General features: G+C 73.7%; 17 protein-coding genes and 1 pseudogene. 8 read left to right on the forward strand and 10 right to left on the reverse strand.

Translation table 11 applies throughout. The features are described 5' to 3' along the window. Positions 1 to 82 precede the first annotated feature (82 nt). The gene (locus tag ACH4PY_RS35165) at positions 83 to 1582 is read right to left on the reverse strand and encodes a class I adenylate-forming enzyme family protein (protein WP_398192524.1); all 1500 of its coding nucleotides are present in this window, start codon (positions 1580 to 1582) and stop codon (positions 83 to 85) included. Positions 1583 to 2304: 722 nt separating this feature from the next. Between ACH4PY_RS35165 and ACH4PY_RS35170 the strand changes: the two genes are divergently transcribed. From ACH4PY_RS35170 to ACH4PY_RS35190, 5 genes are all read left to right on the forward strand, one after another. Beyond that, positions 2305 to 3561 (forward strand): methyltransferase domain-containing protein, encoded by a 1257-nt coding sequence (locus tag ACH4PY_RS35170; protein WP_398192526.1) that lies wholly within the window; start codon positions 2305 to 2307, stop codon positions 3559 to 3561. Next, positions 3561 to 4754 (forward strand): glycosyltransferase, encoded by a 1194-nt coding sequence (locus tag ACH4PY_RS35175; RefSeq protein ID WP_398192528.1) that lies wholly within the window; start codon positions 3561 to 3563, stop codon positions 4752 to 4754. Before ACH4PY_RS35170 ends, ACH4PY_RS35175 begins: the two co-directional genes overlap by 1 nt. Further along, complete coding sequence (locus ACH4PY_RS35180) at positions 4751 to 5515, forward strand: ABC transporter permease (RefSeq protein WP_398192530.1); 765 nt, start codon at positions 4751 to 4753, stop codon at positions 5513 to 5515. The genes ACH4PY_RS35175 and ACH4PY_RS35180 overlap by 4 nt, the downstream gene beginning before the upstream one ends. A 79-nt stretch (positions 5516 to 5594) precedes the next feature. Beyond that, on the forward strand, positions 5595 to 6551 hold the full coding sequence (locus ACH4PY_RS35185; protein WP_398192532.1) for an ATP-binding cassette domain-containing protein: 957 nt from the start codon (positions 5595 to 5597) through the stop codon (positions 6549 to 6551). Positions 6552 to 6587: 36 nt separating this feature from the next. Beyond that, the gene (locus ACH4PY_RS35190) at positions 6588 to 7580 is read left to right on the forward strand and encodes an NAD-dependent epimerase/dehydratase family protein (protein WP_398192595.1); all 993 of its coding nucleotides are present in this window, start codon (positions 6588 to 6590) and stop codon (positions 7578 to 7580) included. 63 nt (positions 7581 to 7643) lie between these two features. Here ACH4PY_RS35190 and ACH4PY_RS35195 read toward each other — a convergent pair whose 3' ends face one another. Both ACH4PY_RS35195 and ACH4PY_RS35200 read right to left on the reverse strand, forming a co-directional pair. Then, complete coding sequence (locus ACH4PY_RS35195) at positions 7644 to 11051, reverse strand: CARDB domain-containing protein (protein WP_398192534.1); 3408 nt, start codon at positions 11049 to 11051, stop codon at positions 7644 to 7646. A gap of 284 nt (positions 11052 to 11335) precedes the next feature. Next, a complete protein-coding gene (locus ACH4PY_RS35200) occupies positions 11336 to 11926 on the reverse strand; it encodes a TetR/AcrR family transcriptional regulator (protein ID WP_398192535.1) in 591 nt (196 codons plus the stop codon). A gap of 69 nt (positions 11927 to 11995) precedes the next feature. On the opposite strand from ACH4PY_RS35200, the gene ACH4PY_RS35205 reads away from it, so the two are divergent. Beyond that, on the forward strand, positions 11996 to 12472 hold the full coding sequence (locus ACH4PY_RS35205) for a nuclear transport factor 2 family protein (RefSeq protein ID WP_398192537.1): 477 nt from the start codon (positions 11996 to 11998) through the stop codon (positions 12470 to 12472). A 4-nt stretch (positions 12473 to 12476) separates the two neighbouring features. On the opposite strand, the gene ACH4PY_RS35210 is transcribed toward ACH4PY_RS35205, so the two are convergent. Continuing rightward, positions 12477 to 13418, reverse strand: coding sequence for a DUF6924 domain-containing protein (locus ACH4PY_RS35210; protein WP_398192539.1), 942 nt, complete (start codon positions 13416 to 13418; stop codon positions 12477 to 12479). 136 nt (positions 13419 to 13554) lie between these two features. Here ACH4PY_RS35210 and ACH4PY_RS35215 point away from each other — a divergent pair, with 136 nt between their 5' ends. Continuing rightward, entirely contained in the window at positions 13555 to 14760 is a 1206-nt protein-coding gene (locus ACH4PY_RS35215) for an MFS transporter (protein WP_398192540.1), read from the forward strand. 9 nt (positions 14761 to 14769) lie between these two features. Here ACH4PY_RS35215 and ACH4PY_RS35220 read toward each other — a convergent pair. Then, positions 14770 to 15516: pseudogene (locus ACH4PY_RS35220) on the reverse strand (helix-turn-helix transcriptional regulator); the annotation flags it as partial. A 292-nt stretch (positions 15517 to 15808) separates the two neighbouring features. Between ACH4PY_RS35220 and ACH4PY_RS35225 the strand changes: the two are divergent. Next, a complete protein-coding gene (locus ACH4PY_RS35225; protein WP_398192542.1) occupies positions 15809 to 19291 on the forward strand; it encodes a phosphodiester glycosidase family protein in 3483 nt (1160 codons plus the stop codon). Between the two features lie 67 nt (positions 19292 to 19358). Here ACH4PY_RS35225 and ACH4PY_RS35230 read toward each other — a convergent pair whose 3' ends face one another. The 5 genes from ACH4PY_RS35230 to ACH4PY_RS35250 all read right to left on the reverse strand — a co-directional run bounded on the left by ACH4PY_RS35230 (position 19359) and on the right by ACH4PY_RS35250 (position 25210). After that, complete coding sequence (locus tag ACH4PY_RS35230; protein ID WP_398192544.1) at positions 19359 to 19826, reverse strand: hypothetical protein; 468 nt, start codon at positions 19824 to 19826, stop codon at positions 19359 to 19361. A gap of 158 nt (positions 19827 to 19984) precedes the next feature. Further along, the gene (locus ACH4PY_RS35235) at positions 19985 to 20383 is read right to left on the reverse strand and encodes a signal peptidase I (RefSeq protein ID WP_398192545.1); all 399 of its coding nucleotides are present in this window, start codon (positions 20381 to 20383) and stop codon (positions 19985 to 19987) included. 58 nt (positions 20384 to 20441) lie between these two features. Further along, positions 20442 to 22238, reverse strand: coding sequence for a beta-xylosidase (locus ACH4PY_RS35240; protein ID WP_398192547.1), 1797 nt, complete (start codon positions 22236 to 22238; stop codon positions 20442 to 20444). Positions 22239 to 22303: 65 nt separating this feature from the next. Further along, complete coding sequence (locus ACH4PY_RS35245) at positions 22304 to 24325, reverse strand: TIM-barrel domain-containing protein (protein ID WP_398192549.1); 2022 nt, start codon at positions 24323 to 24325, stop codon at positions 22304 to 22306. A 123-nt stretch (positions 24326 to 24448) separates the two neighbouring features. Continuing rightward, positions 24449 to 25210, reverse strand: coding sequence for a carbohydrate ABC transporter permease (locus ACH4PY_RS35250; RefSeq protein WP_398192597.1), 762 nt, complete (start codon positions 25208 to 25210; stop codon positions 24449 to 24451). Positions 25211 to 25270: the final 60 nt, after the last annotated feature.

Genomic DNA, 25270 nt, shown 5'->3' on the forward strand with positions numbered 1-25270 from the left:
GGGGCTCCCTCTGCGGTGGCTTGCGTGACGGCGGCGGTGCTGACGGTGTGACGGTGACGGTGGCGGGGGCCGGGACGGCGGGTCACCCGGCGGGCGGCCGGTCCGGCGGCGGTTCGGCGGACGCGGACACGGGCGCGGACGCGGCCGTGGCGGCGGCGGTGGGGTTCGGGGCCGCGGTGGCGGCCGCGCGCAGCACCGCGAGGTCGCGCACGAGCTTCCCCGTGGCGGTGCGCGGCAGTTCGTCGACGACGTGCAGCAGCCGCGGCCGTTTGTACGGGGCCAGCCGCTCCTGGAGCCCGGCCTCGACGCGGTCGCGCGCGTCCGGCGCGCGCAGGACCGCGTAGGCCTCGACGGAGGAGCCGAAGACCACGACCGCGTCGGCGACGTCCGGGAGTTCGGCCAGGGTGTGCTCGACCTCGGTGAGATCGACCTTGAGGCCGCCCACCGACACCTGCGAGTCCCGCCGGCCGAGCACGCGGATCCGCCCGGTCGCCGGATCGACGCTGCCGCCGTCGCGGGTGTGCAGCCAGCCGTCCGACCAGCGGTCCGGGTCGTCGAGGCCGATGTAGGGCGACCGCTCGGTGGCGATCAGCAGTTCGCCGCCCGCCTCCCGTACGGCGATGCCCGGTGCGGGCGTGACCTCGGGGCGGTGCTCGCCGAACAGGTCGGTGGCGATGACGCCGACCTCGGTCATCCCGTACATGCTGCCGAGCCGCACGCCGTAGCGGTCGGTGAAGGCCTCGTGCACACGGGCCCGCACCAGCTCGCCGCCGGTCGTCATGCCGGTGAGCTGCGGCAGCCGCGGCGGCCGTGCGACCCAGCTGAGCAGTTCGATGTGGAAGGGCACGCCGAGCAGCGTGGTCGGTTCATGCCCGGCGGCGACGGTGGCGAGGATGCCCTCGGCGCCGGCGCGCGCGGGGAAGGCGAGCCGCACCCCCGCGGCCAGGCTGTGCAGCAGGCCGCCGACGAGGCCGAGGACGTGGACCATGGAGGCCATCGAGACGATGCGTTCACCGGCTCGCGGCACCCCGTCGATCCGCGCGTAGCGGCCGATCTCGGCGACGAGGTCGGCGGACGTCCGGCCGATGATCTTCGCCGGTCCGGTGGAGCCCGAGCTGAGCTGCACCAGCGCGTGCGGGGTGCGGGCGGGCAGTCCGCCGGCCCGCGCGCGGACCACCGGGTGCTGCTCGTGGTAGCCGCGGGCGGGCCCCGGCCCGACGGGCTCGGCGGTCACCACGACCTGGGCGGCCAGCCGCTCCAGCGCGCGCCCGGTCTCGTACGGGGTGAGCCGGTGGTCGAGCAGCGCGACCTGCGCGCCGCCGCGCCAGCCCGCGAGCAGGTCGGTGACGAGCGCGAGCGAGGGCGCCAGGCACAGCGCCGCGGTGCCGCCCGCGCGCAGTCCGGCGGCGGCGAGTTCGGCCTGCCGTTCCCGGACCAGGCGGCGCAGCTCGGCCCGTGTGACGGGCGCGTCGAAGACCAGGCAGACGTCGGCGCCGGGCCCGGCGAGCAGGACGTCGTCCACCCAGGAGCCGTCCCAGGACCCGTCCCGGCCTTCCCAGGATGTCGTCGAGGCAGCCTTCATGAAGAACCCGGACCCCTTTCATGATTCCCGGTCTGGTGGTTTCCCGGCGGTCCGCCGCTCCCGGTTTCCCGGTCCGCCGGCGAATCCGGCCCGGGCGGGCCGGACCGCGCCGGGGCAATCGGAATGGTCCAGATCAATAGCGGGCCGACCGAAATTCCCACGCCGAACTTTCAACTCAGAATTCCGCGCTGTCAAGCCCCGCTCCGGTCTGCGGCGACAAATTCCTCATCAATCCCTGCTGTATCGATCCGTCACACGCGACACAAATCTTCTCGTATTGACGATCCGCGACGCCCGCCGCTAGCATGGCCGCTCATTGGCCAACTGCCGTGATCCGGCTGGAAGTTGGCAGCTCAGAACGGCACCGCCACATGCAGGTGATCCCCCAGTCGCCCTCACGGCTCGGTGGTCCCATTTCCGCGGCCGACCTCCCGGCCTGCGTTTTCGCGCCCTCCTGCGCGCTTCTCACCGCACCGCCGTCCTGCACGATCCCCCACGTCCTGCTCCTGCGCTGCACCAACTCCGCTTCTCTTGCGTTCCGCACTTCCTGCACGCACTTCCGGGGCAACATGTGCACCGCTCCCGGTTTCCTTATTCACGTGCCCGTGTCCCGGCCGCCGTATCCCGCGGTGCCGCCGTCGGCCCGGTGCATGCTTGCCCACGTTATTCCGCTTACCGCATTCCCGATTCCGCATGCTCTTTTTCCCGAGGATTGGCCGCCATTGGAACCTGGGACCGGCGCCGGCCTGAACACGGCCGTGGAGCGCTACTACGACATCACGCTCGATCTCTACGAGGACCTGTGGGGAGAACACGTCCACCACGGTTTCTGGGATCCGGGGGAAATACCCGGCGCCAATGGCGCCGACCGGCACGCCGCCACCGACCGGCTGGTGCGTGAACTGGTCGAATTCACCGGTGTCCCGCCCCGCTCGACCGTCCTGGACGTCGGCTGCGGCATCGGCGGTCCCGCGCTGCACCTCGCGGGTGCGATGGACTGCACCGTCGAGGGCGTCACGCTGAGCGCCCGGCAGGCGGCCAGGGCCGGGGAGAAGGCGCAGGCCGCGGGGCTGGCCGGGCGCGCCCGCTTCCACCAGCTGGACGCGCTCTCCACCGGCTTCCCGGACGCGTCCTTCGACGTGGTCTGGGCGCTGGAGAGCCTGATGCACCTGTCCGACCGCCCGGCCTTCTTCGCCGAGGCGCTGCGCCTGCTGCGCCCCGGCGGCATCCTCGCGGTGGCCACCTGGTCGGTGCGCGACGGCGAACTGGCCGACGACGAGCGCGACCTCGTGCGGCAGATCCTCCAGCACCAGGTCATGCCGCACTTCTCGTCGCTGGAGGAGCACGAGCGGCTCGCCCGCGCGGCCGGTTTCGCGGAGGTCGCCACGGTCGACTGGAGCAAGGCCGTCGCCAACTCCTGGGACCCGTCCTTCGCGCAGATCGCCCGCTACGACCGGGGCCGTACCGAGATGCGCCGGCTGGCCCGCGAACGCGGCGTGGACGTGCTGGGCTTCTTCCACGCGGGGCCGCTCATGACCAGGGGCTTCGAGACCGGTGTCATCACCTACGGCGCCCTGCGCGCCGTCAAACCCGCGACCGCCGCGTCGGACGCGGCGGCGGACACGGACGCGCTCGTACGGCCGGTCGCGGACCTGCTGCGGCGGATCACCGGCGAGGACGCCGCGTGGCTGGAGGCCGTGACACCCGCCAGCCGGGTGGACGGCGACCTGCTCGTCGAGAGCCAGGAACTCGCCGCCTGGAGCGCCGCGCTGCGGGAGCGCTACGGCGAGCGCGTCGATCTCGCCGGGCACGTCGCCGGGCTGGACATCGACGCGATCGTCGAGCTGACGGTCGGTGACGTGGCCGCCTACGTGGCCGCCCACCGCGATTCCCACGCCGACCGGCCCGCCGGCCGCGACGCCGGCCGGCCCGGTGACGCGGAGGGCGACCGCGGCACCGCTCCCGCGAAGAGCGGCTGATGGGCCGCTACCTCTTCGTCTCGCTGCCGCTGAGCGGGCATGTGCACCCGCTCGCCGCGGTGTCGAAGGAGCTGGTCGCACGCGGCCACGACGTGCTGTGGGCCGGGTCGGAGTCCTTCCTGCGGCCGGTGCTCGGGCCGGACGCCGCGATCGCGCCCATCCCGTTGCGGGCGCACCGCGGGCAGGCCGACCGGGGCATGGCCGCGGCGAAGTCGCGCTGGGAGGGCTACATCGTCCCGCACGCCCGGGTGACGCTGCCCGGCATCGAGCGGGCCGTCGCCGCCTTCCGGCCGGACGTCCTCGCCGTCGACCAGCACGCCGTGGCCGGCGCCGTGGCGGCGCACCGCGCCGGGCTGCCCTGGGCGAGTCTCGCGCCGACCACCATGGAGCTGACCCGGCCCTACCGGGCGCTGCCGCTCGTCGAGGCGTGGATCCACGAGCGGATGGCGGAGATCTGGACGGCCGCCGGGATGCCCGGCCGCCCGCCGCACGACCTGCGCTTCTCCCCGCACCTGCTGGTCGGCTTCACGGGCGAGGCGCTCAACGGCCCGCTCGACTGGCCGGACAACGCCCGGCTGGTCGGTCCTGCGCTCGCCGCCCGGCCCCCGGACACCTCCTTCCCGTGGGAGTGGCTGGACCCGGCACGCCGTCATGTGCTGGTCACCGTCGGCACCCTGGCGCTGGACCTCGCCGAGGACTTCCACGCCCGGGTCGTCGAGGCACTGCGCCCCATCGCCGGAAGCGTCCAGGCCATCGTGATCGCCCCGGACGGCACGGTGCCCGGCGCGCCCGGGGCCGATGTGCTGGTACGGGCGCGGGCCCCGGTGCTGGAGCTGATGCCGCGGCTGGACGCGGTGGTCAGCCACGGCGGGCTCAACACCGTCTGCGAGGCGCTCGCGCACGGTGTGCCGCTGGTCGTCGCGCCCATCAAGGGCGACCAGCCGCTCAACGCCGCCCGGGTCGCGGCGGTCGGCGCGGGACGCCGGGTCAGATTCCCCAGCGCCCGCCCGGAGGAGCTGCGCGGCGCGCTGCTCGCCGTGCTCGACGACCCGTCCTACCGCGCCGCCGCCGGACGGGTCCGCGACTCCTTCGCCGCCGCGGGCGGCGCCGCGGCCGCGGCCCGGCACCTCGAAGGACTCCTGGCCGCACCACCCGAACCACGCTCCGCCGCAAGGGAGATGACGACGACGTGAAGACGCTCCGCGACACCTGGCTGGTCTTCCAGCGGCACATGCTGCTGCTGTCCCGGTCGCCGCTGTCCATCCTGCTGGGTGTGGCCCAGCCGGTCATCTACATGGCGCTGTTCGCGCCGCTGCTCAAGCCCGCGCTGGCGTCCATGGGCGCCGACTCGATGACCGACGCCTACCGCATCTACGTCCCCGGCATGCTCGTCGCGCTCGCGCTCGGCGGCGGCCTCTACGTCGGCTTCGGTCTGCTCGCGGAGCTGGCGTCCGGCGTCGTGGAGCGGGCCCGGGTGACGCCGGTGAGCCGGGTGGCACTGCTGCTCGGCCGGGCGTTGCGCGATGTCGTGGTGCTGGTCGTCCAGGCGGCCGTCATCATCGTGCTGGCGATGCCGCTGGGCCTGTTCGTGCACATCACCGACCTGCTGCTGGCGTACGTGCTGCTCGCCCTCATCACGCTGACCAGCTCCGCGGTGTCGTACGGGATCGCGCTCAAGGTGAGCAATCCCAACGCGCTGGGCCAGGTGGTCAACAACATCGCGCAGCCGCTCATGCTGCTGTCCGGCACGCTGCTGCCGCTCGCGCTCGCCCCGCTGTGGCTGCGCCGGATCTCGGACTGGAACCCCTTCAGCCGCGCGGTCGTCGGCATGCGCGCGCTCTTCGCCGGGCATGCGGGGGACTCCTCGGTGTGGCAGAGCATCGCGCTGCTGGCCGCGGTCGCGCTCGTCGCCCTGGCGTGGTCGGCCCGGCTGTTCGCCCGCTCGGTGCGCTGACCGCGCCGCGCGCCCCGCCGTACCGCCCCCGCCGTACCCCCGCACCGCACACACCCCCGAGCACGACAAGGACGCCTCGATGATTGAGACCAGGGACCTGCGGAAATCCTTCCGCACCGGGCGGCGCCGCTCGTCCACGACCGTGGAGGCGGTCACCGGCCTCGACCTGACCGTGGCCGCGGGGGAGATCTTCGGCTTCCTCGGCCCGAACGGCGCGGGCAAGACCACCACCCTGCGGATGCTCGCCACCCTGCTGCCCCCCGACGGCGGCGACGCCGTCGTCGCGGGCGCCGACCTGCGCACCGCGCAGGCTCAGGTGCGGCGCAGCATCGGCTACGTCGCCCAGGGCGGCGGCACCTGGGACGACGTCACCGCCCGCGAGGAACTCGTCCTCCAGGCGCGGATGTTCGGCTCCTCCCGGGCCGAGGCGCGCGAGCGTGCCGCCGAGGCGCTGGACGCCTTCGACCTGACCGGCTATGCCGACCGGAACTGCCGCACCTACTCCGGCGGCCAGCGGCGCCGGGTGGACATCGCGCTCGGCGTCGTCCACCGGCCCAAGGTGCTCTTCCTGGACGAGCCGACCTCGGGCCTGGACCCGCAGAGCCGCGCGCACATGTGGGACGAGATCCGCCGGCTGCGCACCGACGGGATGACGGTCTTCCTCACCACGCACTACCTGGACGAGGCCGACGCGCTGTGCGACCGGATCGCCATCATCGACGGCGGCCGGACCGTCGCCGAGGGCACCCCCGCCGAGCTGAAGCGGCAGATCGCGGGCGAGGTCGTCACCCTGGAGGTCGCCGACCACCCGGCGAAGGCCGCCGAGGTGCTGGCCGGCCTGGAGTGTGTGCGCTCCGCCGAGGTGCGCGACGCCGGGGACCTGCGGCTCGCGGTGGACGCGGGGGAGACGGCCATGCCGCGCATCATGCGCGCCCTCGCCGACGTCGGGGTGGAGCTGGCGACGATCGAGCTGCACCGCCCCACGCTCGACGACGTGTTCCTGGCCAGGACCGGCCGCTCGCTGCGGGAGTCCTGACCGATGGAGCACACCGCGACGACGGGGGAGAAGCCGATGGAGCAGCGGGCAGCGGACCGGAGCCGTACCGTACGGCGGGCGGTGGTCACCGGCGGGGCCGGGTTCGTCGGCTCGCACCTGTGCGACCGGCTGCGGGCCGAGGGCGCCGAGGTCGTGTGCGTCGACAACCTGCTCACCGGCAGCACCGACAACCTCCACGCCCGCACCGACGACCCGGGCTTCACGCTGGAGGTCCGCGACGTCTGCGAGCCCTTCGACGTGGCGGGGCCGGTCGACCTGGTGGCGCACCTGGCCTCCCCGGCCTCCCCGCTGGACTACGCCCGGCACCCCCTGGAGACGCTGCGGGCCGGCTCCCACGGCACCGCCAACGCCCTGGACCTCGCCCACCGCAAGGGCGCCCGCTTCCTGCTCGCCTCCACCTCCGAGGTCTACGGCGACCCGCTCGTCCACCCGCAGCCGGAGAGCTACTGGGGCAACGTCAACCCGGTCGGCCCGCGCAGCCAGTACGACGAGGCCAAGCGCTACGCCGAGGCCCTCACCACCGCCTACCGCACCACGCTCGGTGTGGACACCGTCATCGTGCGGCTGTTCAACACCTACGGCCCGCGGATGCGGCGCGGGGACGGCCGGGCGGTGCCCGCCTTCGTGACCCAGGCACTCGCCGGGGAACCGCTGACCGTCGCCGGGGACGGCTCGCAGACCCGCTCGCTGTGCTACGTCGACGACACCGTGGCGGGGCTGCTCGCCGCCGCGGCGTCCGGGCACCCCGGGCCGGTCAACCTGGGCAACCCGGTGGAGCTGACCATCCTGGAACTGGCCCACCGTATCCGCGACCTGTGCGGTTCCGACTCGCCGGTCGGCTTCGTGCCGCGCCCGGTGGACGACCCGGGGCTGCGCCGGCCCGACATCGCGCTGGCCCGCGCGGCGCTGGGCTGGCAGCCGGTGGTGGACGTCGACAAGGGCCTGGCGATCACCGTCGAGTGGTTCGCCCGCCCGCTCGCCGGACAGCAGGCGGAGCCCCGGGCCTGAAGCCCGGGGCCCCGGGGGTCCCGCACGGGGCCGCCGCCCGCCGGGGGCGGGCGGCGGCACGGCTCACCTGTTCGGTGTGCCGCTGATGGTGAATCCCGAGCCGGGTTCGATCAGGACGTCGCCCTGCGCGGAGCCGGTGATCGTCACGTTCGTCAGCGTCGCGCTGCCCCGGGCCCCGCCCATGGCCCGTATGCCCGCGCCGTTGTTCGACTTGTCGATCGTCACGTTGCTGATCACGACGCCCGGCATGTTGCCGCCGCCGGTCTTGAACTGGATCCCGTCGTACGTCGAGTCGTGGATCTCGGTGTCGCGGATCGTGACCCCGGTGATGTCGCGGCTGGACGGGAAGAGCGTGATGGCGCCGAACTTCTGCTGCTCGCCCCAGAAGGCGCCGCCGGTGCGGTAGAGGGCGTTGTTGGCGACGAGCGTCTGCCCGGAGAAGGGCAGCGGGTCGTGGTCGGTCGCCAGCATGATGCCCGGGTAGTTCATGGTGTCGTAGACGAGGTTGTTCTCGACCGTGTTGCCGTAACCGCCGTAGATCGCGATGCCGTTGGCCCGCCACGGGAGCTGGATCGTGTTGTTGGTGAAGTGGTTGTCGTGGCCGATGTCGACCGACTGGTCCTTGACGTACTTGCTGGCCCACACCGCGAGCGAGTCGTCGCCGGTGGTGCGGAAGGAGGAGTTGAAGACCTGCGAGTTGCGGGTGCCGTTGGTGAAGTTGATGCCGTCGGCGTAGGTGTCGCGGACGCGCATACCGCTGAACTGCAGGCCGTCGGCCGGGCCCCACAGGTCGGGGATGTTGTCGTAGTCGCGGCCGACCCACACACCGACGTTGGAGTGCTCGATCCACACGTTGCTGATCTTGGTGTTCTTGCCGAAGCGCCCGTTGAGGCCCACCCCGCCCTCGGCGTTGCCGTCACCGCCGCGGATCCGGCCGGAGCCGAAGATGGCGATGTCGGAGATCTGCGTGTTGCCGTCGATGTCGAAGCCGAAGTTGCCCTCGTGCGGGTGGTTGATGCCGCCCGCGTCCTGCGGCTGGGTGAGCGTGTAGAGCTGCGAGTACCACATGCCCGCGCCGCGGATCGTGACGTTGCTGATGCCGACCTGGTTGTACTGGCCGCGGTGCAGCGGGTCCGGGGTGAGGATCTTCTGCTCCTGCCGCCACTGCCCGGCCGGGATCCAGACGCAGTTGATGACGCCGTTCTGGTCGTCCATGACGGCCTTCTGGATCGCCGCGGTGTCGTCGATCCCGTCGTCCGGCACCGCGCCGTACTCGGTGATCGAGGTGCAGTTGCCGGGCTTGGCGTTCGGCGGCGCGACCTGCTCCAGGTCGACCGAGTCGATGATGTAGAAGGACGCGGTGTCACCGGTGTCGCGCTGCAGCCGGAAGGTGGTGCCGGCCGGGTAGCTCTGGTTGAGCAGCGCGCTGGTCTCGTCGAACAGCCGCCGGGCGTCGCCGCCGGGGCGGTTGGTCAGGCCCTCGGGGTCGTCGGTGGTGCCGTACAGCCAGCTGTGCACCGAGGAGAGGGTGAGCTTGCGGACGTAGGAGCCGTTGACGTACAGGCTGAGGGTGGCCTCGATGCCGCCGCCGGAGGGCGCGTCCGGGATGGAGTTGCGCACCACGATCGAGTTGGTCGGCACCGTCGAGGTGAACTGCACGTACTGGCCGGTGGAGTCCAGCCGCACCGACTTGCGGCCGGAGGACTCGGTCGCGAAGTTGGTGTGGCCGAAGGTGCGGGTGGCGTCCGCGGTCAGCAGCGTGCCGGTGTACGTGCCCGCCTCGGCCTCGTAGGAGGTGAACGGGACGGCGGCGCCGCGCCCGACGACGATCGGCTGCGAGAAGGCGTTGTTGCCCTCGTCGGTCTCGGCGACGGTGTTGGTCGCGTCGGCCGTGGCGGTGATGTTCGCGCCGCCGCTGGTCGCCGTCCAGGTGCCCGTGACGTTCACGGTCGCGGTGGCCCCGGCCGCGATCGACGGGGTGCTGGTGTCGAGCGTCGTGCCGCCCACCGTGACCCGGGTGACGGTGGCCGCGCCGGACGCGGTGGTGCCGCGGTTGTGCACCGCGGCGGTGAAGGAGACGGCCTGGCCGGGCGACGGGTTCGCCGGGCTGGCGGTGATGCCCAGCACCTGGAGGTCGGGACCGGGGCTCTGGGCGACCACCAGCTTGGCGGACGCGGTCAGGCTGTTGTTGGAGTCGTCCAGCTCGATGACGGCGTCGGTCGGGTCCACGGCCGCGGAGACGGTGTAGCTGCCCGTCGCCCGCTTGCCGACGCCGACCGAGACGGTCTGCGAGGCGCCGGCGGCGAGCGCGCCGACCGAGGCGGTGCCGGCGACCACGCCGCCGACGCTGACGTTGACGGTGGTGGCCGGTGCGGCCGCGGTACCGGCGTTGCGCACGGTCGCCGAGACCGTGGTGGCGTCGGTCTCCACCGGCGCGGACGGCGTCCACGTCACGGAGGTCACGGTGAGGTCCGGGTTGGGCGCGCGGGTGCCGAAGACCTGCAGCTCGGCCACCTGACCGCCGGGCGCCCCGGTGTTGCCCGCGAAGGCCAGCCGCACGTCGGCGGCCCTGCCCTGGACGGGGATCCGCACCGAGTTCTGGTTGCCGGACGGGTCGAAGGCGTAAGCCTTTGGGGCGGCCAGCGAGGTGAAGTCGCCGCCGGACTGGCCGCGGCCGAGCACCTGGATGTTCTGGGTGCGCGGGCCCCAGGCGCCGTCCGGGTTGAGCTTGACCACGACCGAGGTGAGGTCGGCGTCGGCGCCCAGCTTCGCCGTCAGCGTGGCGGGGAGGCCGGCCGACTCCCAGTAGGTGCCGATCTGCCCGTCGGTGGCGTTGGCGGCGACGAAGTTCTGCGTCGCGGAGGACGCCTCGGCGGGCTTGCCGTGCGCGAGGTCCGTGCCGTCGCCGTCACCGGGGTCGCCGGGGTCGCCCGGACCGCCGGGGTCGGTGCCGGTGGTCCCGTACACCTCCACCTCGGACAGCTGCGCCGCGGGCCAGCCGGTGTTGGCCGTGGCCGTGACCCGCACGTAGCGGGCGGTGGTGTCGGTGACGTCCAGGGTCACCGTGTTGTTCGCCGAGCCCGGGGCGAACTGCCGGGCCTGCGCGGCGGCCAGCGAGGTGAACGTGGTGCCGTCCGCGCTGCCTTCGACGCCGAGTGTCTCGGAGCGCGCCTCCCAGGAGGCGGGCAGCCGCAGCACCACCTGCTCGACCGTCGCGCTCTGCCCGAGGTCGACCTGCACGGACTGCGGGAAGACGTTGGAGGGGCCTTCCCAGTACGTGCCCTGGTTCCCGTCCGTGACGTTGGCGGCCGGGTAGCCGCCGATCGCGCCGGTCGCCGAGACCGCCCTGCCCTTGGCCAGGTTGACCGGATCGGCGGCGTGCGCGGTGGCGGCGAGCGGGGTGAGGCCGAAGGCCACCAGACCGGACGTCAGCATGCCGGTGATCATGCGTCTGAGCTGCTTGCGTTTCATGAACTCCTCTGTTCTGCCGGGAACGGGAGAGCGGGTGGGGGGAGAACGCGAGCCGCGTCGACGGCGTCTTGCACAGCTCCGTGACCTGTCGAGCGCGGTCATGCTGCGAAGTTGCAGACGCCAGCGAGTAATTGAGGCTGTTGTCATCGATTTTTTGCGACTCACAGGGTGCAAGGACGGCGTGGCTTTGTCAACGCTTTACACAGGGTTGGCGGATCGACGACGTTCCCGGCACGGCGTCCTTACGTCGGCGCGCTCCGGTGCCAGGTCCTGCCCGGCCCGGCTCAGCCGGCCGCCGGGCGGGCCGCGGCCGCGGCGTCGAGCAGCGCCCCGGCCGCCGCGCGGGCCTGGCGGGCCGGGGCGGGGTCGCCCGTGATGCCGGCCATGACCATCGCGCCCTCGGCGAGCAGGCACACCGGCTCGGCCGCGATGCCCGCGGCTGCCGTCCAGGCGGCGACCTGGGCGTGGAAGGCCCGCTTGTGCGCACGGACTTCGGCGAGCACCGGCCCGGAGGAGGATCCCAGCTCGCCGAAGGCGTTGATCCAGGCGCAGCCGCGGAAGCCCGGCTCGGCGAACCACCGGGCGAGCCAGTCGAAGACCGCGAGGACGCGCCCGCGGGGGTCGGCGGCGGCGGTCTCGACGTACGCGGCCAGGTTCCCGCGCCAGCGCGCGTCGCGGCGCCGGAGCATCGCGACGACCAGGTCCTCCTTGGCCGGGAAGAAGCGGTAGATCCGCTTGAGCGGCAGTCCGCAGGCCGCGCGCACCTGGTCCATGCCGACCGCCCGGAAACCCCGTTCGTAGAAGAGCCGTTCGGCCGCGTCGAGCAGCGCGTCGCGGTCCCGGCGGGACTGCTCCTCGGTGATCGGGGCCGGCATCCTTGCCTCCTTGACGTCGGGAACGGCCGTTCCCTACCTTAGGGCCCGCGTAGAGAACGCGCGTTCTCCATGAAGGGGGCCATCGTGCCGGAAGACCGCCCGCCCTGCCCGCCGTTCACGGCGGAGACGGCCCGGCAGAAGGTCCAGGCGGCCGAGGACGCCTGGAACACCCGCGACCCGCGGCATGTCGCCCTCGCCTACACGCCCGACTCCGTGTGGCGCAACCGCGACACCTTCGTCCACGGCCGCGAGGAGATCGTCGCCTTCCTCACCGCCAAGTGGCAGCGCGAGCAGGACTACGCCCTGCGCAAGAGCCTGTGGGGCTTCCGCGAGAACCGGATGGCCGTGCGCTTCCAGTACGAGTGGCACGACGCCCGCGGCCGCTGGTGGCGCTCCTACGGCAACGAGCTGTGGGAATTCGACGAGCACGGCCTCATGCGCCGCCGCGAGGCCAGCATCAACGACCTGCCCATCGAGCCCGCCGACCGCCGTATCTTCGGCCCCCGCCCGCCCGAGGAGCACGGCACCGACCTCCCGGTGCTGTAGCCGGTCACTCCTCCCACCACGGCTCCGCGCCCTCCGCGAGGACGAAGTCGTGGAAGTCCATGTTGGCGATCTCCAGGTTGCACGCCAGCGAGCCGACCATGTCGCACGGGAGCACCGCGGCATGCCCCGGCGTGTCGTGGAGATCGACGGCGGTCAGCGGCCGGCCGGGCTCCGCGAAGGTCCTGGCACAGGCGAGCGCGACCAGCGGGGTGTGGTCGCCCGGCGGGACCAGCGCGGGGACATGACCGGGCGTCAGGCCCTCGAAGGCCCGGTCGTCGACGACCAGCGCCGTCAGCGGGTAGTGGTCGGTGTCGATCGACTCCGGGTCCAGGTCCGCGCCGACCCTGCCGTCCGCGTCGGCCCCGCCCAGCTCGTCGAGCAGCGCGCGCCAGCCCTCCTCGTCGTCGAAGCAGGTGCGGACCAGCAGCGCCTCCTCGCCGCCGGGCAGCGCGGGGAAGGGCCGGGGCGACACCGCCGTGGACACGGGGAAGGCGGGCCGTCCCGCGTCCCCCTGGTACATGCCGCACACGTCCATGCCGTGCACGAGGTCGTCGAAGGCGAGCGTCCCGTCCAGCAGACGCGCCAGGATCCCGCCGAGCCGGGCCGCCGGGACCCGGACACCGCGCCCGGGTATCACCGCCAGGTCCACCAGCAGCGGGCCGTCCCCGCCGTGCACCACGGGGATGTCGGCCAGCACGGCGACGGGCGGGACGGGGGCGCCGCCCGGCAGGAGCGCGGGCACATTGCCGCCGTGCAGGAAGTCCCACCGGACGTCCTCGGCCGGGCGCAGCCGTACCCCGCCCCCCGCGAGGACGACCGCGCCGCCCTCCCGGCGGCCGCCGGCCGCCTCGACCAGCCCGCCCCAGCGGGCCGCGCCCTCCTCGTAACAGGTGGCGACCACGAGCACCTCACCGGGCGCGGGCCGCGGCAGCAGGGGCAGGGACATGACGCTCCTTCGGAGGGCGGCGGGACAGGACAGGACACTAACCCGCACGTCCGACAGCCCGCGGAACCGGCGTCCGCGTCATGGGGAGCGGCCGAACGGTCAAGCCGCGGGCACACGGGGCCGGGAGACTGGGCCCATGATGTCTGAGGGTCGTACGACCGTTCCGGAAGCCGCCGCCGAGGCGGGCGGCAAGGTGGAGCCCGGCACCGCCGGGGAAGAGGGTTCGTGGGCGCCGGTCATGGCGCTCACGCTGGGGATCGCCACGCTCGTCGGGAGCGAGTTCCTGCCCGCGAGCGTGCTGCCGGCCATGGCGTCGGACATCGGCGTCAGCGAGGGCACCGCCGGACTGGCGGTCGCCGCGACAGCGGTCGCGGGCGCCGTGACGGCCCCCACCATCGGCGTGCTGCTGCCGCGCACCGACCGGCGGACCGTGCTGATCGGGCTGCTGGCCCTCGCCGTGGTCTCCAACCTGGTCGTCGCCGTGACCCCCGACTTCCCGCTGCTGCTGGTGGGACGGCTGGTGCTGGGCGCCGCGATAGCCGGCTTCTGGTCCTTCGCGCTCGCCGCGGGCATCCGCGCGATGCCCGGACGCGACCACGTGGTCTCCACCAGCCTCGCCCTCGGGGTGAGCGCGGCGACCATCATCGGGGTGCCGCTGTCCTCGGTGCTCGGCGACGCGGTTGGCTGGCGGCCGGTGTTCTGGGCCGCGGCGGGCCTGAGCGTGCTGGCGCTGGTCTCCGTGGTGGCGACGCTGCCGCCCGTACCCGCCCAGCCCGGCGCGGGCCTGGCCATGCTGCGCCGGGTGGTGTCCGGCCGCCGCCTGATGGCCGGGGTCGGCTGCATCGCCCTGGTGGCCTTCGGCAACTTCGCCGCCTACCCCTTCATCCGGCTCGCCATCGAACGCGTCACCGACGGCGGCACGGTCTGGCTGCTGCTCGGCTGGGGCGTCGGCGGACTCGGCGGCAACCTCGCGGCGGGCATGCTCGCCGCCCGGCTGCGGCTCGCCGTGGTCGCCGCGCCCGCGCTGCTCGGCGCGAGCCTCCTGCTGCTGGTCGCGACGACGAACCCGGTGCTCGCGACGGCCGGCATCGTCGTGTGGGGCTTCGGCTTCAACATGGTGCCGGTCGCCACCCAGCTGTGGGTCACCCGCGCGGAGCCGCGCAGCGTCGAGTCAGCGCTGTCCTTGCAGGTGGCGGCCTTCCAGGTGGCGATCACCGCCGGATCGGCCGTCGGCGGCGCCGTCGTCGACCACAGCGGGGTCCGCGCGGCGATGCTGCTCGGCGCCGTCGTGGCCGTCGCGGGCAGCGCCGGATTCGCCTCGCTGCGCACTCCCGGGGTCTGAGCGCCACGCCTGCGGCGGCGTCCCGTGGTACGCGGAGAACGCCCGGCTGAACGCGGCGGCCGAGCCGTACCCCACGGTGAACGCGATCTGCTCCACCGGCCGGTCGGTCGTCGCCAGCAGCGCGCGGGCGTGCCGCATCCGCACCTCCCGCAGCACCTGCGCGGGAGTACGGCCCAGGGCCCGCCGGAAGCGCTCGCCGAGCGACGACCGCGACAGGTGCGCGACCCGCGCCATCCCCTCCACCGTCCACGGACGCCCGGGATGCGCGTCGAGCACGGACATCAGCGCGACGATCTGCGGGTCCGGGCCCTGCCGCGCGCGTTCGTCCGCGTCGAGGGACTGCAGCATCGCGGCCTGGATGAGCCCGCCGTAGCTCGCCGCGAACAGCGACTGCCCGCACGCCGGGTCGAGCGGGCAGATCCGGACCAGCTCGGCGATACCCCGGTGCCGGTCGGCGAACTCCCGGGCGACCAGGGGGCTGGGCAGCTGGGGCACCGCCAGCAGCCGGCCCACGGCCAGCTCGGCCCGGGTCAGCGCGGTCAGCCGGTAGGCGGTGCGGGCGTCCACATGGAAGGCGTCCCCGGCGTGCAGGGCCTCGGCCCCCGCCGCGTCGCTCGCCAGCCGCACGTCGCCGTCCAGGACCAGCACCCAGACCGCGCCGTCCACCCCGCGCAGCGCGTCCCCGACACCGAGCGCGTACTTGTGCACACTCACGAGGTCCCATGTGGGCGTGCCGCGCCCCCCACTCGCTGTCATGCCCCCGCAACCACGCGACGTCCCGCGTCTATTCCGCCCCCCCCGTCCCCACGGGCTGCCCCGGGCCGCCGTCGCGGGATCGTCCCTCGACCACCCGCCGGCGGAAGCTCGTGCGGGCCACCGCAAGGGGCACCCCGGAGCGCGAAAACGCGCGCCCCGCGGGGTTACGGCAGCGTTCACCCGGCGCTTGACGTCACGTCACGCGCTTTCCGCGGGGCGTCCTTTGGATCAAGGCGCGCGCGGCCGCCGCCGGGCGCGGTCCCCAGCGTCCCGTCCAGCCCGAGGTGCATGCATGAGACTCACCGTCCGGAAACCCCTGCTCGCGGTGCTCGCCGCCGCGGCGCTCGTGGCGGGCACGCCCGCCGCGGCCTTCGCCGACAGCGGCGGAAAGCACGGCGGCGCCCCCGCCGTACCCGCCCCGCCCGCCACCGGCGGGATCCCGCTCGTGAACACGGTCGAGCAGACCGGCCCCGGTATCAGCCTCCAGCACGTCAAGGCGCTGGACCAGAAGGGCTGGTACGACGCGCACTTCCTGACCGTCGACCTGTCCGACCACGCCGTCAGCACCAACCTGCTGACGTCGGGCCCGGTCGCGTCGGGCGGTCCGCTCAGCGCTGCCGCGAACAAGGCGGGCGCGGTCGCGGGCGTCAACGGCGACTTCTTCGACATCGGCAACTCCAACGCCTCCCTCGGCGGCGAGGTCCAGGACGGCAAGGTCGTCAAGTCCGCCGACGCCACCGGCAGCCGCAAGCACGTGGGCGTCAGCCAGGACGGCATCGCCCAGCTGGTGGACCTCACCGTCGACGCGACCGCGTCCTTCGGCGGCACCGACCACAAGGTGCTGACGCTCAACGCCGCGAACGGCGGCGGCGTCCCGGCCGACGGGCTCGTCGCCTTCACGTCCGCCTGGGGCACGTACAGCCGCAACACCGGCCTGACCGGCGTCGCGAACGACCAGATCGCCGAGGTCCTGGTCGAGAAGGGCGCGGTCGTCTCCGTCACGCCGAACGGCCCGGCGGGCTCCGGAGCCGTCCCGGCGGACGGCTTCGTGCTCGTCGGACGCGGCGCCGCCGCGGCCGCCCTGCGGACGCTCCAGGCGGGCGACCCCGCGACGCTCAGCTACGCGCTGGCCGACAACGCTGCCAGGACGATGAAGTTCGCGCTCGGCCACGGCGGCACCATCGTATCCGGCGGCCAGGCCGTCCCCGGCCTGGAGACCTCGATCGCGCCGCGCACCGCCCTCGGTTTCAAGGACGGCGGCCACACTCTCGTCCTGGCCACCTGGGACGGCCCGGGTGGTACGGGCAAGGGCGGTGTCGGCATCGACGAGGAGGCGCGCGACCTCGTCGCGATGGGCGTGCAGACCGCCGTCAACCTGGACGGCGGCGGCTCCACCACGATGGTCGCCCGCTCGCTCGGCGAGGACGACGCGACCGTGCGCAACGTGCCCTCCGACGGCCAGGAACGGAATGACCCCAACGGCGTCGGTGTCTTCGTCGCCCCCGGCGACGGCAAGCTGCACCGCCTCCTGGCCAAGCCCGCCCCCGGCGCGGCCGCGGCCGACGGCGGTGTGAAGGTCTTCCCCGGGATGCGCCGCGCGCTCGTCGCCGAGGGCGTCGACGACCACCTCACGCCCGTCGCGGTCGCACCGAAGTCCGTGCACTGGTCCGCGTCCGGCGCATCCGTCAAGGACGGCACGCTCACGGTGCGGTCCGGGGCGCACGGCACGGTCACCGTCAAGGCCCACGACGGGAAGGCGAAGGCCGAGCAGAAGGTCACCGTGCTCGGCCCGGTCGACTCCGTCGAGCTGTCCTCCGAGCTGCTGTCGATCGCCGACGCCACGCCCGCCGACGCGGCCACCGTCTCCGTCACCGGCCGGGACGCACAGGGCTACACCGCCCCGATCGACCCGCGCGACCTCACGCTCGACTACGACCACTCCGTCGTCGGCATCACGCCCTCCGGCGGCAAACTGCGGATCACCCCGCTCACCGCCGCGGGCACCCTGCTGACCGTCACCGCGGGCGGCAGGTCCGTGCAGCTGCCGATCACCATCGGCGTCCAGACGAAGACCGTCTACGACTTCGACGACGACGTGCTCGCCCGCTGGCACAACAACAGCACCGCCGCCACCACCTTCTCGGCCGACCCCGACGGCCTGCGCATCGACTTCGCCGCCATGCGCAACGTCGGCATCGCCGCGGCCTCGTCCGCCCAGCGCGTCACCGTGCCCGGACAGCCGCTGCGGCTGCGGGTGCGGATCAGGTCGAGCATCAGCGTGCCCGGCGGGCTGACCTACCTCGGCTACTACGACGGGAACGGCAAGAGCGGCGGCGTCTACGGCACCGCCCTGACCGCGAGCCCGGACTGGCAGTACGCGACCTTCACGCTGCCCGCCACCACCGTCTTCCCGGTCTCCGTCTCCAGCTTCCAGGGCATCAACACCAATGTCGCCCAGCAGAAGGCGGGCACGTTCGTCCTGGACCGCGTCGAGGCGGACATCCCGACGCCCGTGGACCTGCCCGCGCAGGCCCCGCTGCGCGCCGACCCGCTCGTCTCGGACGACGGCTCGCTGCTCCAGGGCAAGAACACCTGGCACTTCGCGACCCTCTCGGACGTGCAGTTCACCGCCGACAACCCGGCGCTGGCGCAGGTCGCGACCGCGGCGATCGCGCGGATCCGCAAGACCGACCCGGATCTCATCGTCCTCAACGGCGACATCACCGACCGCGGCCTGCCGCAGGACCTCGTGCTCGCCCGCCAGGTGCTCACCGACGCGGGCTGCGACCTGATCCCGGTCGGCCAGGAGCCGCCCGCGAACAGCACGCCGGACCCCCGGTCCGGCTCCGTGCCCTGCTACTACGTGCCGGGCAACCACGAGTCGTACGGTCTGAACAACGTCCAGTCCGACCTGACGAACTTCACCGCCGAGTTCGGGCAGCCCTACCGCACCTTCGACCACAAGGGCACGCGCTTCATCCTGCTCGCCAGCTCCCTGGGCTCGCTGCACGGCACCGCCTGGGACCAGCTGCCGATGATGCAGAAGGCGCTCGCCGACGCGCGGAAAGACCCGTCCGTGCACAACGTCATGGTCTTCGCCCACCACCCGGTCGACGACCCGGCGGAGACGAAGTCCAGCCAGCTCGGAGACCGTGACGAGGTCGCCCTCATCGAGAACATGCTCACCGACTTCCGCGGCACCACGGGCAAGGGCGCGGCCATGGTCGGCTCGCACGCCCAGATCGCCGACGTCCACCGCGTCGAGGGCGTCCCGTACGTGGTGCTGCCGTCCTCCGGCAAGGACCCGTACGGCACCCCCGACCGCGGCGGCTTCACCGGCTGGGCCGACTGGTCGGTGGACACGCGCGCCGACGCCGACCAGCAGTGGCTGGAGACCGACGTGCACGCCTTCGCCCAGTCCGTCACCCTCGACACCCCGGACTCCCTCCGGGTCGGTGCCACCGCCCGGCTGTCCGGCAGCATCGTCCAGCCCGAGGGTGTCGGCACCGGCACCCGGGTCGTCCCGCTCGCCTACCCGATGAGCGTCGACTGGGGCGGCTCCACCTCGCTGGCGATCGGCAGCGGCAAGAAGGCCGTCGACGACGCCCGCAGGCACGGCAGGACGGCCATCCTCGACCCCGCCACCCACACCCTCACCGCACTGCGCCCCGGCACGGTGACGGTCTCGGTGACGAACGACTCCATGCGCCCCTACACCGACGACACGTCGCTGACCCCGGTCACGACGACGAAGACCGTCCAGATCCTCAAGTAGCCCCCACCACACCTCTCACCGACACCCACCGGGGGCGGCCACCGAAAGGTGCCCGCCCCCGGCGCCGTCAGTAGTGCCAGTGCGGCCTGCCGGACACCGTCTCGCACGTGATGTCCCGCCCGTTCGCGTCCGTCGTCGTCGCCCCGAGGTCGGCGTTGCGGCAGAACTGGCCGGCCTTGTAGCAGTTCCCCGCGTTGGAGCGGATGCTGCACACGTCCTTCTTCGGCGCCGCCACGGTGTGCCGGACCACGGGTCTCGCGGTCGTTCTCCTCGGCGCGGCCGTCTTCTTCGGCGCGGGCGGCGCGGTCGTGGTGGGCGGGGCGCTTGTCGTGGGCGGCGCAGTGGTCGGCGACGGGGACGTGGTCGCGGGTTCCGTCGTGGGGGTGGCGGCCCGGGTCGTGCTGGTGCTTGCCGTCGCGGTCGGCGTGGCCCGCGCCGCGGAACCGGCGTCCGGCGTTCCGGCGGGTCCGCACGCGGTGAGCGTGAACGCGGCGAACCCGCCGATGACTGCGACAACTGTGCGAGTGATCTTCATGGCCGGAACAGTAGGGTCCGCCCGCCGCGGCCCGTGGTGCGTTTCGTCCGGACTACGCAGTGTGCGCGGGCCCGTCTAGACGAAGCGAGCGAATCCGGCGTACCCGTACAGGAGGTCGGGTACCGGAGCGGGGTGTGTCGGAGCGGGGTGTGCCGGGGTCAGGCTGGTTCAGGGGTCGATCGCGTGGTGGGCGGGGGTGGGGCGGTGTAGCCGGGGATCGAGGGCCAGCGGACGGTCAGGACGACCGAGGCGGCCTCGGCCTCCCAGGAGTGGTCGGTGCCGCGGCCCCAGACGACGTAGTCGCCCTGCTCGGCCAGGAGCACGCTGCGGTGCGGGAAGTCCAGGCGGAAGCGGCCGCTGATCAGGACCAGGAGGGCGGTGCGCTGCTCGCCGCGGACCCAGGCGGCACGGGTGTCGCCGGGCGGGTGGACGCCCCACTTGATCTCCAGGTCCTCGCTGTGCCGCGGGTCGCCCTCGGGCTTGAAGTGGCCGAGGAGCCAGCCGCGGTCGAGGGCCGCGTCATGGGCCGCGCGGCCGGTGTACACGGTGTCGTTCACGCGTCCCGACGCTATCAAGGTCCCCCGCCGGGACGGCCGTCCCGGCGGGGGAGCGCGGTCAGGAGGTGGTGACGTCCGCGCGGTCGAGGGCGATGTTGGCGCCGGAGGAGGCGGGGTTGCGGGTGCCGGTGTGGGTGATGGTCAGGGTGTGCGGGCCGGGCGGCAGGACGGGGCTGGTCCACACGGTGCCCGAGGCGTTGCGCGCGGGGGCGTAGTCGTCGACGGTGACGGGTGCGCCGCCGTCCAGCGAGAGCGCCATGACGCCCTGGTCGACGTCCCGGACGGCGTGCAGGGCGACCTGTGTGCCGGTGAAGCGGAAGTCCGCGCTGGCGCCCGCGGTGTACGTCCAGTCGGCGGTGCCCTGGTACATGTCGGGCACCCCGGTGGTCACGCCCCAGTTCGCGCCGTAGCGGAAGGAGTTCGTGCCGCTGGTCACCGTGCCGTCCACGACCGTCGTGACGGGGCCGCTCGCGCCCGTGCCCGGGGTGAGGGTGACCGCATACGCGTCCGTGCCGCTCGCGTAGGAGACGGGGACGGACAGCGTGCCGCCGGACACGGCGAGGTCGGTGTCGAGGACGGTGACCGGCGCGTCGAGCGGGGCCTGGTCGGGGATGCGCTGGACGCGTACGTGCACCGCGCCGTTCGCGCCGCGCAGCCAGGGGGTGGCGGCCAGGCCGGTGACGTTCAGCGTGGTGGTCCCGGACTGGCCGGAGTTGTTGCCGAGCAGCGCGTACGCGGCGGCGGCGCCCTGGTCGCGGGTCCCGGCGACGGCGATCGCGCCGCTGCTGGTGGCGGCGACGGTGCTGCCGGTCATCGCCGCGTAGGCGCGGTAGGTCCACCACTGGCCGGTGGGGCGGCCGTCGGCGGTCAGCAGGGAGTCCAGTGAGGGACTGGTGCAGCAGTCGGACCAGATGGCGTGCGCGGCCTGCGAGACCCCGGAGGCCGCGAGCCGGTCCAGGAACCACGCGCTGTAGCCCGCGTTCTGCTGCTGCGCGAACAGGTACTCGTTGATCGTCGTGGGCCGCCCGCTGACGCCGTGCGCGGCCATCAGCGCGTTCGCGTCGGCGTTGTCGGCGACCGGGTCCTGCCCGAAGTGCCAGTTCACCACGTCGGGCAGGGTGCCGTCGGCCTTTGTACGGCCCAGGAAGCCGTCCAGCCAGCCGTGGTTGTAGCCGCTGTAGGACGGGCCGACGACGGTGGCCGACGGCTGGAGCCGGCGGGTCTCGCGCACCGCGGTGTCCCACATCGCGTAGTACTGCTCGCTGTTGACGCCGCGCTGCCAGAAGCCGGTGCCGTCCGGCTCGTTCCAGATGTCGTAGGAGACGTTCACGCCGGAGGCCCGCACGTCGCCCACGACGCGGTCGACGAAGGCGGCCCAGTTGGAGCAGTCGCCGTTGTCGCAGGGGTAGACGGTGTCGGCGGGCTGGGTGGTGTCGGCGCCCCACAGGTCGGAGACCAGCAGGTGGTAGGTGGCGTGGTAGGGCGCGGCGGTGACCCGGCGGGCCTGCGCCAGGGCGGAGGTGATCCGGGCCTGGTAGCCGCTGCCCGCGCGGTAGCCGTCGCCGCGCCAGCCGCCGCCGTCGAGCCGGGCGCCGCCGCCGCGGAAGAGCGTCGGGGCGAGCGGCTGGAGCAGGCTGTCGGCGGGGGCGGAGCCGTCCTGGCCGAGGCCGTACAGAAAACCGGAGCCGACGTGGTTCGGCGCGGCGCCGGGGCGGGACAGGTCGATGCTCACGGTGGTGTCGGCCGGGCCGGCGTGTGCCGGGGTGCCGAGCAGCCAGCTGCCCGCGAGCGCCGCCGCGGCGAGCCCGGCCGTGACGGCGCGGGCGCGGCGCGGCCGCTGGGGACGGTGGTTCATCGTGCCTCCCGTGGGAGTGGGGGGGACGTGCGCCGGACGGCGCACGGTCTGGGGTCCCGGGCCGGTCAGGCGTGCGGCCCGGCGGCCGGGGAGAGCGGCGTCACCGCGTCGTCGCGGACGAACAGCGGGATGCGGTCCAGCGGCGCGTCCACCGTAACGTGGCCGCCGCCGGGGTAGCGGCGCCCGGAGTGGGCGTCCGTCCACCGCGCGCCGGCCGGCAGGTACACCCGGCGCCGCCGGGCGCCCGCCTCGGTGACGGGGGCGACGAGGATGTCCGGGCCGAAGAGGAACTGGTCCTCGACGTCCCAGGCCGCCGGGTCGCCGGGGAAGGCCAGCAGCAGCGGCCGCATGAGCGGGATGCCGGTGCGCTCACCCTCCCGCAGATGGGCGTGCAGGTACGGGCGCAGCCGCTCGCGCAGCTCCAGCAGGTCGCGCAGGATCGCGTACGCCCGCGGGCCGTACGACCAGACCTCGTTGGGGCCGCCGCCGTCACCGATGGGGCCGAATCCGGTGCGCGGCTCGCGGTGGCCGTGCAGCCGCAGGATCGGGCAGAAGACCCCGAACTGGAACCAGCGCACGACCAGTTCGCGGTAGGCCTCGTCGTCCGGGTCACCGCCGTGGAAGCCGCCGATGTCCGTCGTCCACCACGGGATGCCGCTCAGCGCGACGTTCAGGCCCGCCCGGACGGAGTCCGCGAGCGCGCCGAAGGTCGCCGGGATGTCGCCGGACCACAGGGCGACGCCGTACGCCTGCGAGCCTGCCCACGCCGAGCGGGCCAGCGAGCACACCGCCTCCTCACCCGCCGCCCGCAGGTGCTCGTACACCCCGCGGGCGTGCTCGCGCGGGTAGAGGTTGGCGACCTCGCTGCCGGTGCCCGCCGCGAAGTCCAGGTGGTGCGGGGCAGGGCGCATCTCGGGCTCGCAGCCGTCCAGCCACAGGGCGCGGACGCCCCGGTCGTAGTAGTTCTCCTTGACGCGCTGCCACAGGAACTCGCGGGCCCGCCCGTCGGTCGCGTCGTAGAAGGCCACCCCGATCTCCGCGGGGGTGTCGCCGTCGGGCCACACCGAGTGCGCGGCCGCCCCGCCGCCCGAGGCGGCGAGCAGTCCGGCATCCAGCATCGGCGCGTGGTTGGCGGACAGCGGACTGACCGACGGCCACACCGACACCGCGGGCTCGACGCCCAGCTCCCGCAGCTCCTCGACCATGGCGCGCGGGTCGGGCCAGGCGGCCGGGTCGAAGTCCCAGTCGCCCAGGTGCTTCCAGTGCAGGTAGTCGATCACCAGGACGGACAGCGGCAGCCCGCGGCGGGCGTACTCGCGGGCCACCGCGAGCAGTTCGTCCTGGTCGCGGTAGCGCAGCTTGCTCTGCCAGAAGCCGGACGCCCACCGCGGCAGCGCGGCGGGGAAGCCGGTCGCGCCCGCGTAGCCGGTCAGGACGTCGGCGGGGGTGTCGCCGACCGTCACCCAGTAGTCGATCTGCCGGGCCCGGTCGGCGACCCAGCGGGTGCCGTTGGCGGCGAACTCGACCCGGCCCACGGCGGGGCTGTTCCACAGCAGCCCGTAGCCGCGGCTGGACAGCACGAAGGGAATGGACACCTCGCCGTTGCGCTGGGCCAGTTCCAGCACCATGCCCTTCTGGTCCAGACGGCCGTGGCCGTGCTGCCCGAGCCCGTAGACGCGCTCGCCGGGGTGGGCGGCGAAACGCTGCTCGACACGGTGCAGGCCGCCGCCGAGCGCGTCGAAATAGCGCGGGCCCGGCCACCAGAAGTGCGCGGGCTGCTCGCGCAGCACCTCGGCGCCGGTGCCGGAGTGCCGGAAGTCCAGCAGGCCGGTCCGCCCGTCGACCCCGACCCGTACGCGGCCGTGCGTGAGCGTGGCGGACGAGCCGTCCGCGGCGGCCTCGACACGGAGGGCGGCGGGATCGGCTCCGGGCGGTTCCGCCTCCAGGGCGCCGGGCAGGCCGGGCAGGATGCGGTGCAGTCCGGCGCGGACGCGGACGCTGTCGGCGCCCCACGGCTGGACGGTCAGCACATGGTGGCCGTTGCGCCAGGTCAGGGTGTCGCCGGCGACGTCGAAGGGGGTGGGCACGGACTCTCCTGGGGTCGGTCTCGGGGGCCCCGCGAGCGGGGGGGAGCGGAAGGACTGCGGGGGCTGTGGCGCCGGGGTTCTGGGGCCGGACGGCGGGCGGGGCGGCCGTGCCCCGCCCGCGGTTCAGTCCTTGAGGCCGCCGCTGCCGATGCCCGCGGCGACGTACTTCTGGGCGACGACGAGCAGCACGGCGGCAGGCAGCGAGGCGACGACACCTGTGGCCATCACGCTGTTCCAGTCCGTCAGGTTGGCGCCGATGAAGCGGTAGATGCCGACGGTGACGGGCGCCCGGTCGTCCCGCGTCGTCAGCGTGACCGCGAAGAGGAAGTCGGCCCAGGCGAAGAGGAACGAGAACAGCCCCGCGGTGATGACCGCGTTGCGGGCCACCGGCAGCACGACGGACACGAAGGTGCGCAGCCGGGACGCCCCGTCCAGCGCGGCCGCCTCGCTCAGCTCGTCCGGCACCCCGCGCAGGAAGGAGTGCAGGATCAGCGTCGCGAAGGGCACGCACAGCGTGGAGTCCGCCAGCACCAGCGCGACCGGCGAGTCGATGAGCCGCAGGTGGTCGGCGGCCACGTACAGCGCGTTGGCCATCACGATGCCCGGGATCATCTGCGCCACCAGAAGCGCGAAGAGCAGCGCGCGCCGGCCGGGGCTGCGCAGCGTCGCCATGCCGTACGCGGCGGGTGCGGCGATCAGCAGCGTGACCGCGACCGTGCCGAGTGACACCCCGAGGCTCACCAGCAGGTGCCCGCCCTGCGAGTCCAGGACGCTGCGGTAGCCCGCCAGCGTGCCGTGCACCGGGAACCACACCGGGTCCGGGCTCACCAGGTCCTCGGGACGCAGCAGGGAGGCGTCGAGCATCCAGTACAGCGGGAAGAGCATCACGGCCACGATCAGCACGCCCGCGGCCGGGACCAGCACCCGGCGCAGCCCGCGCGGTAC

The sequence above is a fragment of the Streptomyces sp. NPDC021224 genome (assembly GCF_044332905.1).
In the GTDB taxonomy this organism is placed as follows: Bacteria; Actinomycetota; Actinomycetes; order Streptomycetales; family Streptomycetaceae; genus Actinacidiphila.

Bases quoted from the DNA above. Each gene is read 5' to 3' on its own strand.
- ACH4PY_RS35175 (WP_398192528.1), top strand. From the start codon at position 3,561: ATGGGCCGCTACCTCTTCGTCTCGCTGCCGCTGAGCGGGCATGTGCAC.
- ACH4PY_RS35230 (WP_398192544.1), bottom strand. From the start codon at position 19,826: ATGAAGATCACTCGCACAGTTGTCGCAGTCATCGGCGGGTTCGCCGCG.
- ACH4PY_RS35165 (WP_398192524.1), bottom strand. From the start codon at position 1,582: ATGAAGGCTGCCTCGACGACATCCTGGGAAGGCCGGGACGGGTCCTGG.
- ACH4PY_RS35185 (WP_398192532.1), top strand. From the start codon at position 5,595: ATGATTGAGACCAGGGACCTGCGGAAATCCTTCCGCACCGGGCGGCGC.
- ACH4PY_RS35195 (WP_398192534.1), bottom strand. From the start codon at position 11,051: ATGAAACGCAAGCAGCTCAGACGCATGATCACCGGCATGCTGACGTCC.
- ACH4PY_RS35210 (WP_398192539.1), bottom strand. From the start codon at position 13,418: ATGTCCCTGCCCCTGCTGCCGCGGCCCGCGCCCGGTGAGGTGCTCGTG.
- ACH4PY_RS35190 (WP_398192595.1), top strand. From the start codon at position 6,588: ATGGAGCAGCGGGCAGCGGACCGGAGCCGTACCGTACGGCGGGCGGTG.
- ACH4PY_RS35205 (WP_398192537.1), top strand. From the start codon at position 11,996: ATGAAGGGGGCCATCGTGCCGGAAGACCGCCCGCCCTGCCCGCCGTTC.
- ACH4PY_RS35225 (WP_398192542.1), top strand. From the start codon at position 15,809: ATGAGACTCACCGTCCGGAAACCCCTGCTCGCGGTGCTCGCCGCCGCG.
- ACH4PY_RS35240 (WP_398192547.1), bottom strand. From the start codon at position 22,238: ATGAACCACCGTCCCCAGCGGCCGCGCCGCGCCCGCGCCGTCACGGCC.
- ACH4PY_RS35250 (WP_398192597.1), bottom strand. From the start codon at position 25,210: ATGCTCTTCCCGCTGTACTGGATGCTCGACGCCTCCCTGCTGCGTCCC.
- ACH4PY_RS35200 (WP_398192535.1), bottom strand. From the start codon at position 11,926: ATGCCGGCCCCGATCACCGAGGAGCAGTCCCGCCGGGACCGCGACGCG.
- ACH4PY_RS35215 (WP_398192540.1), top strand. From the start codon at position 13,555: ATGATGTCTGAGGGTCGTACGACCGTTCCGGAAGCCGCCGCCGAGGCG.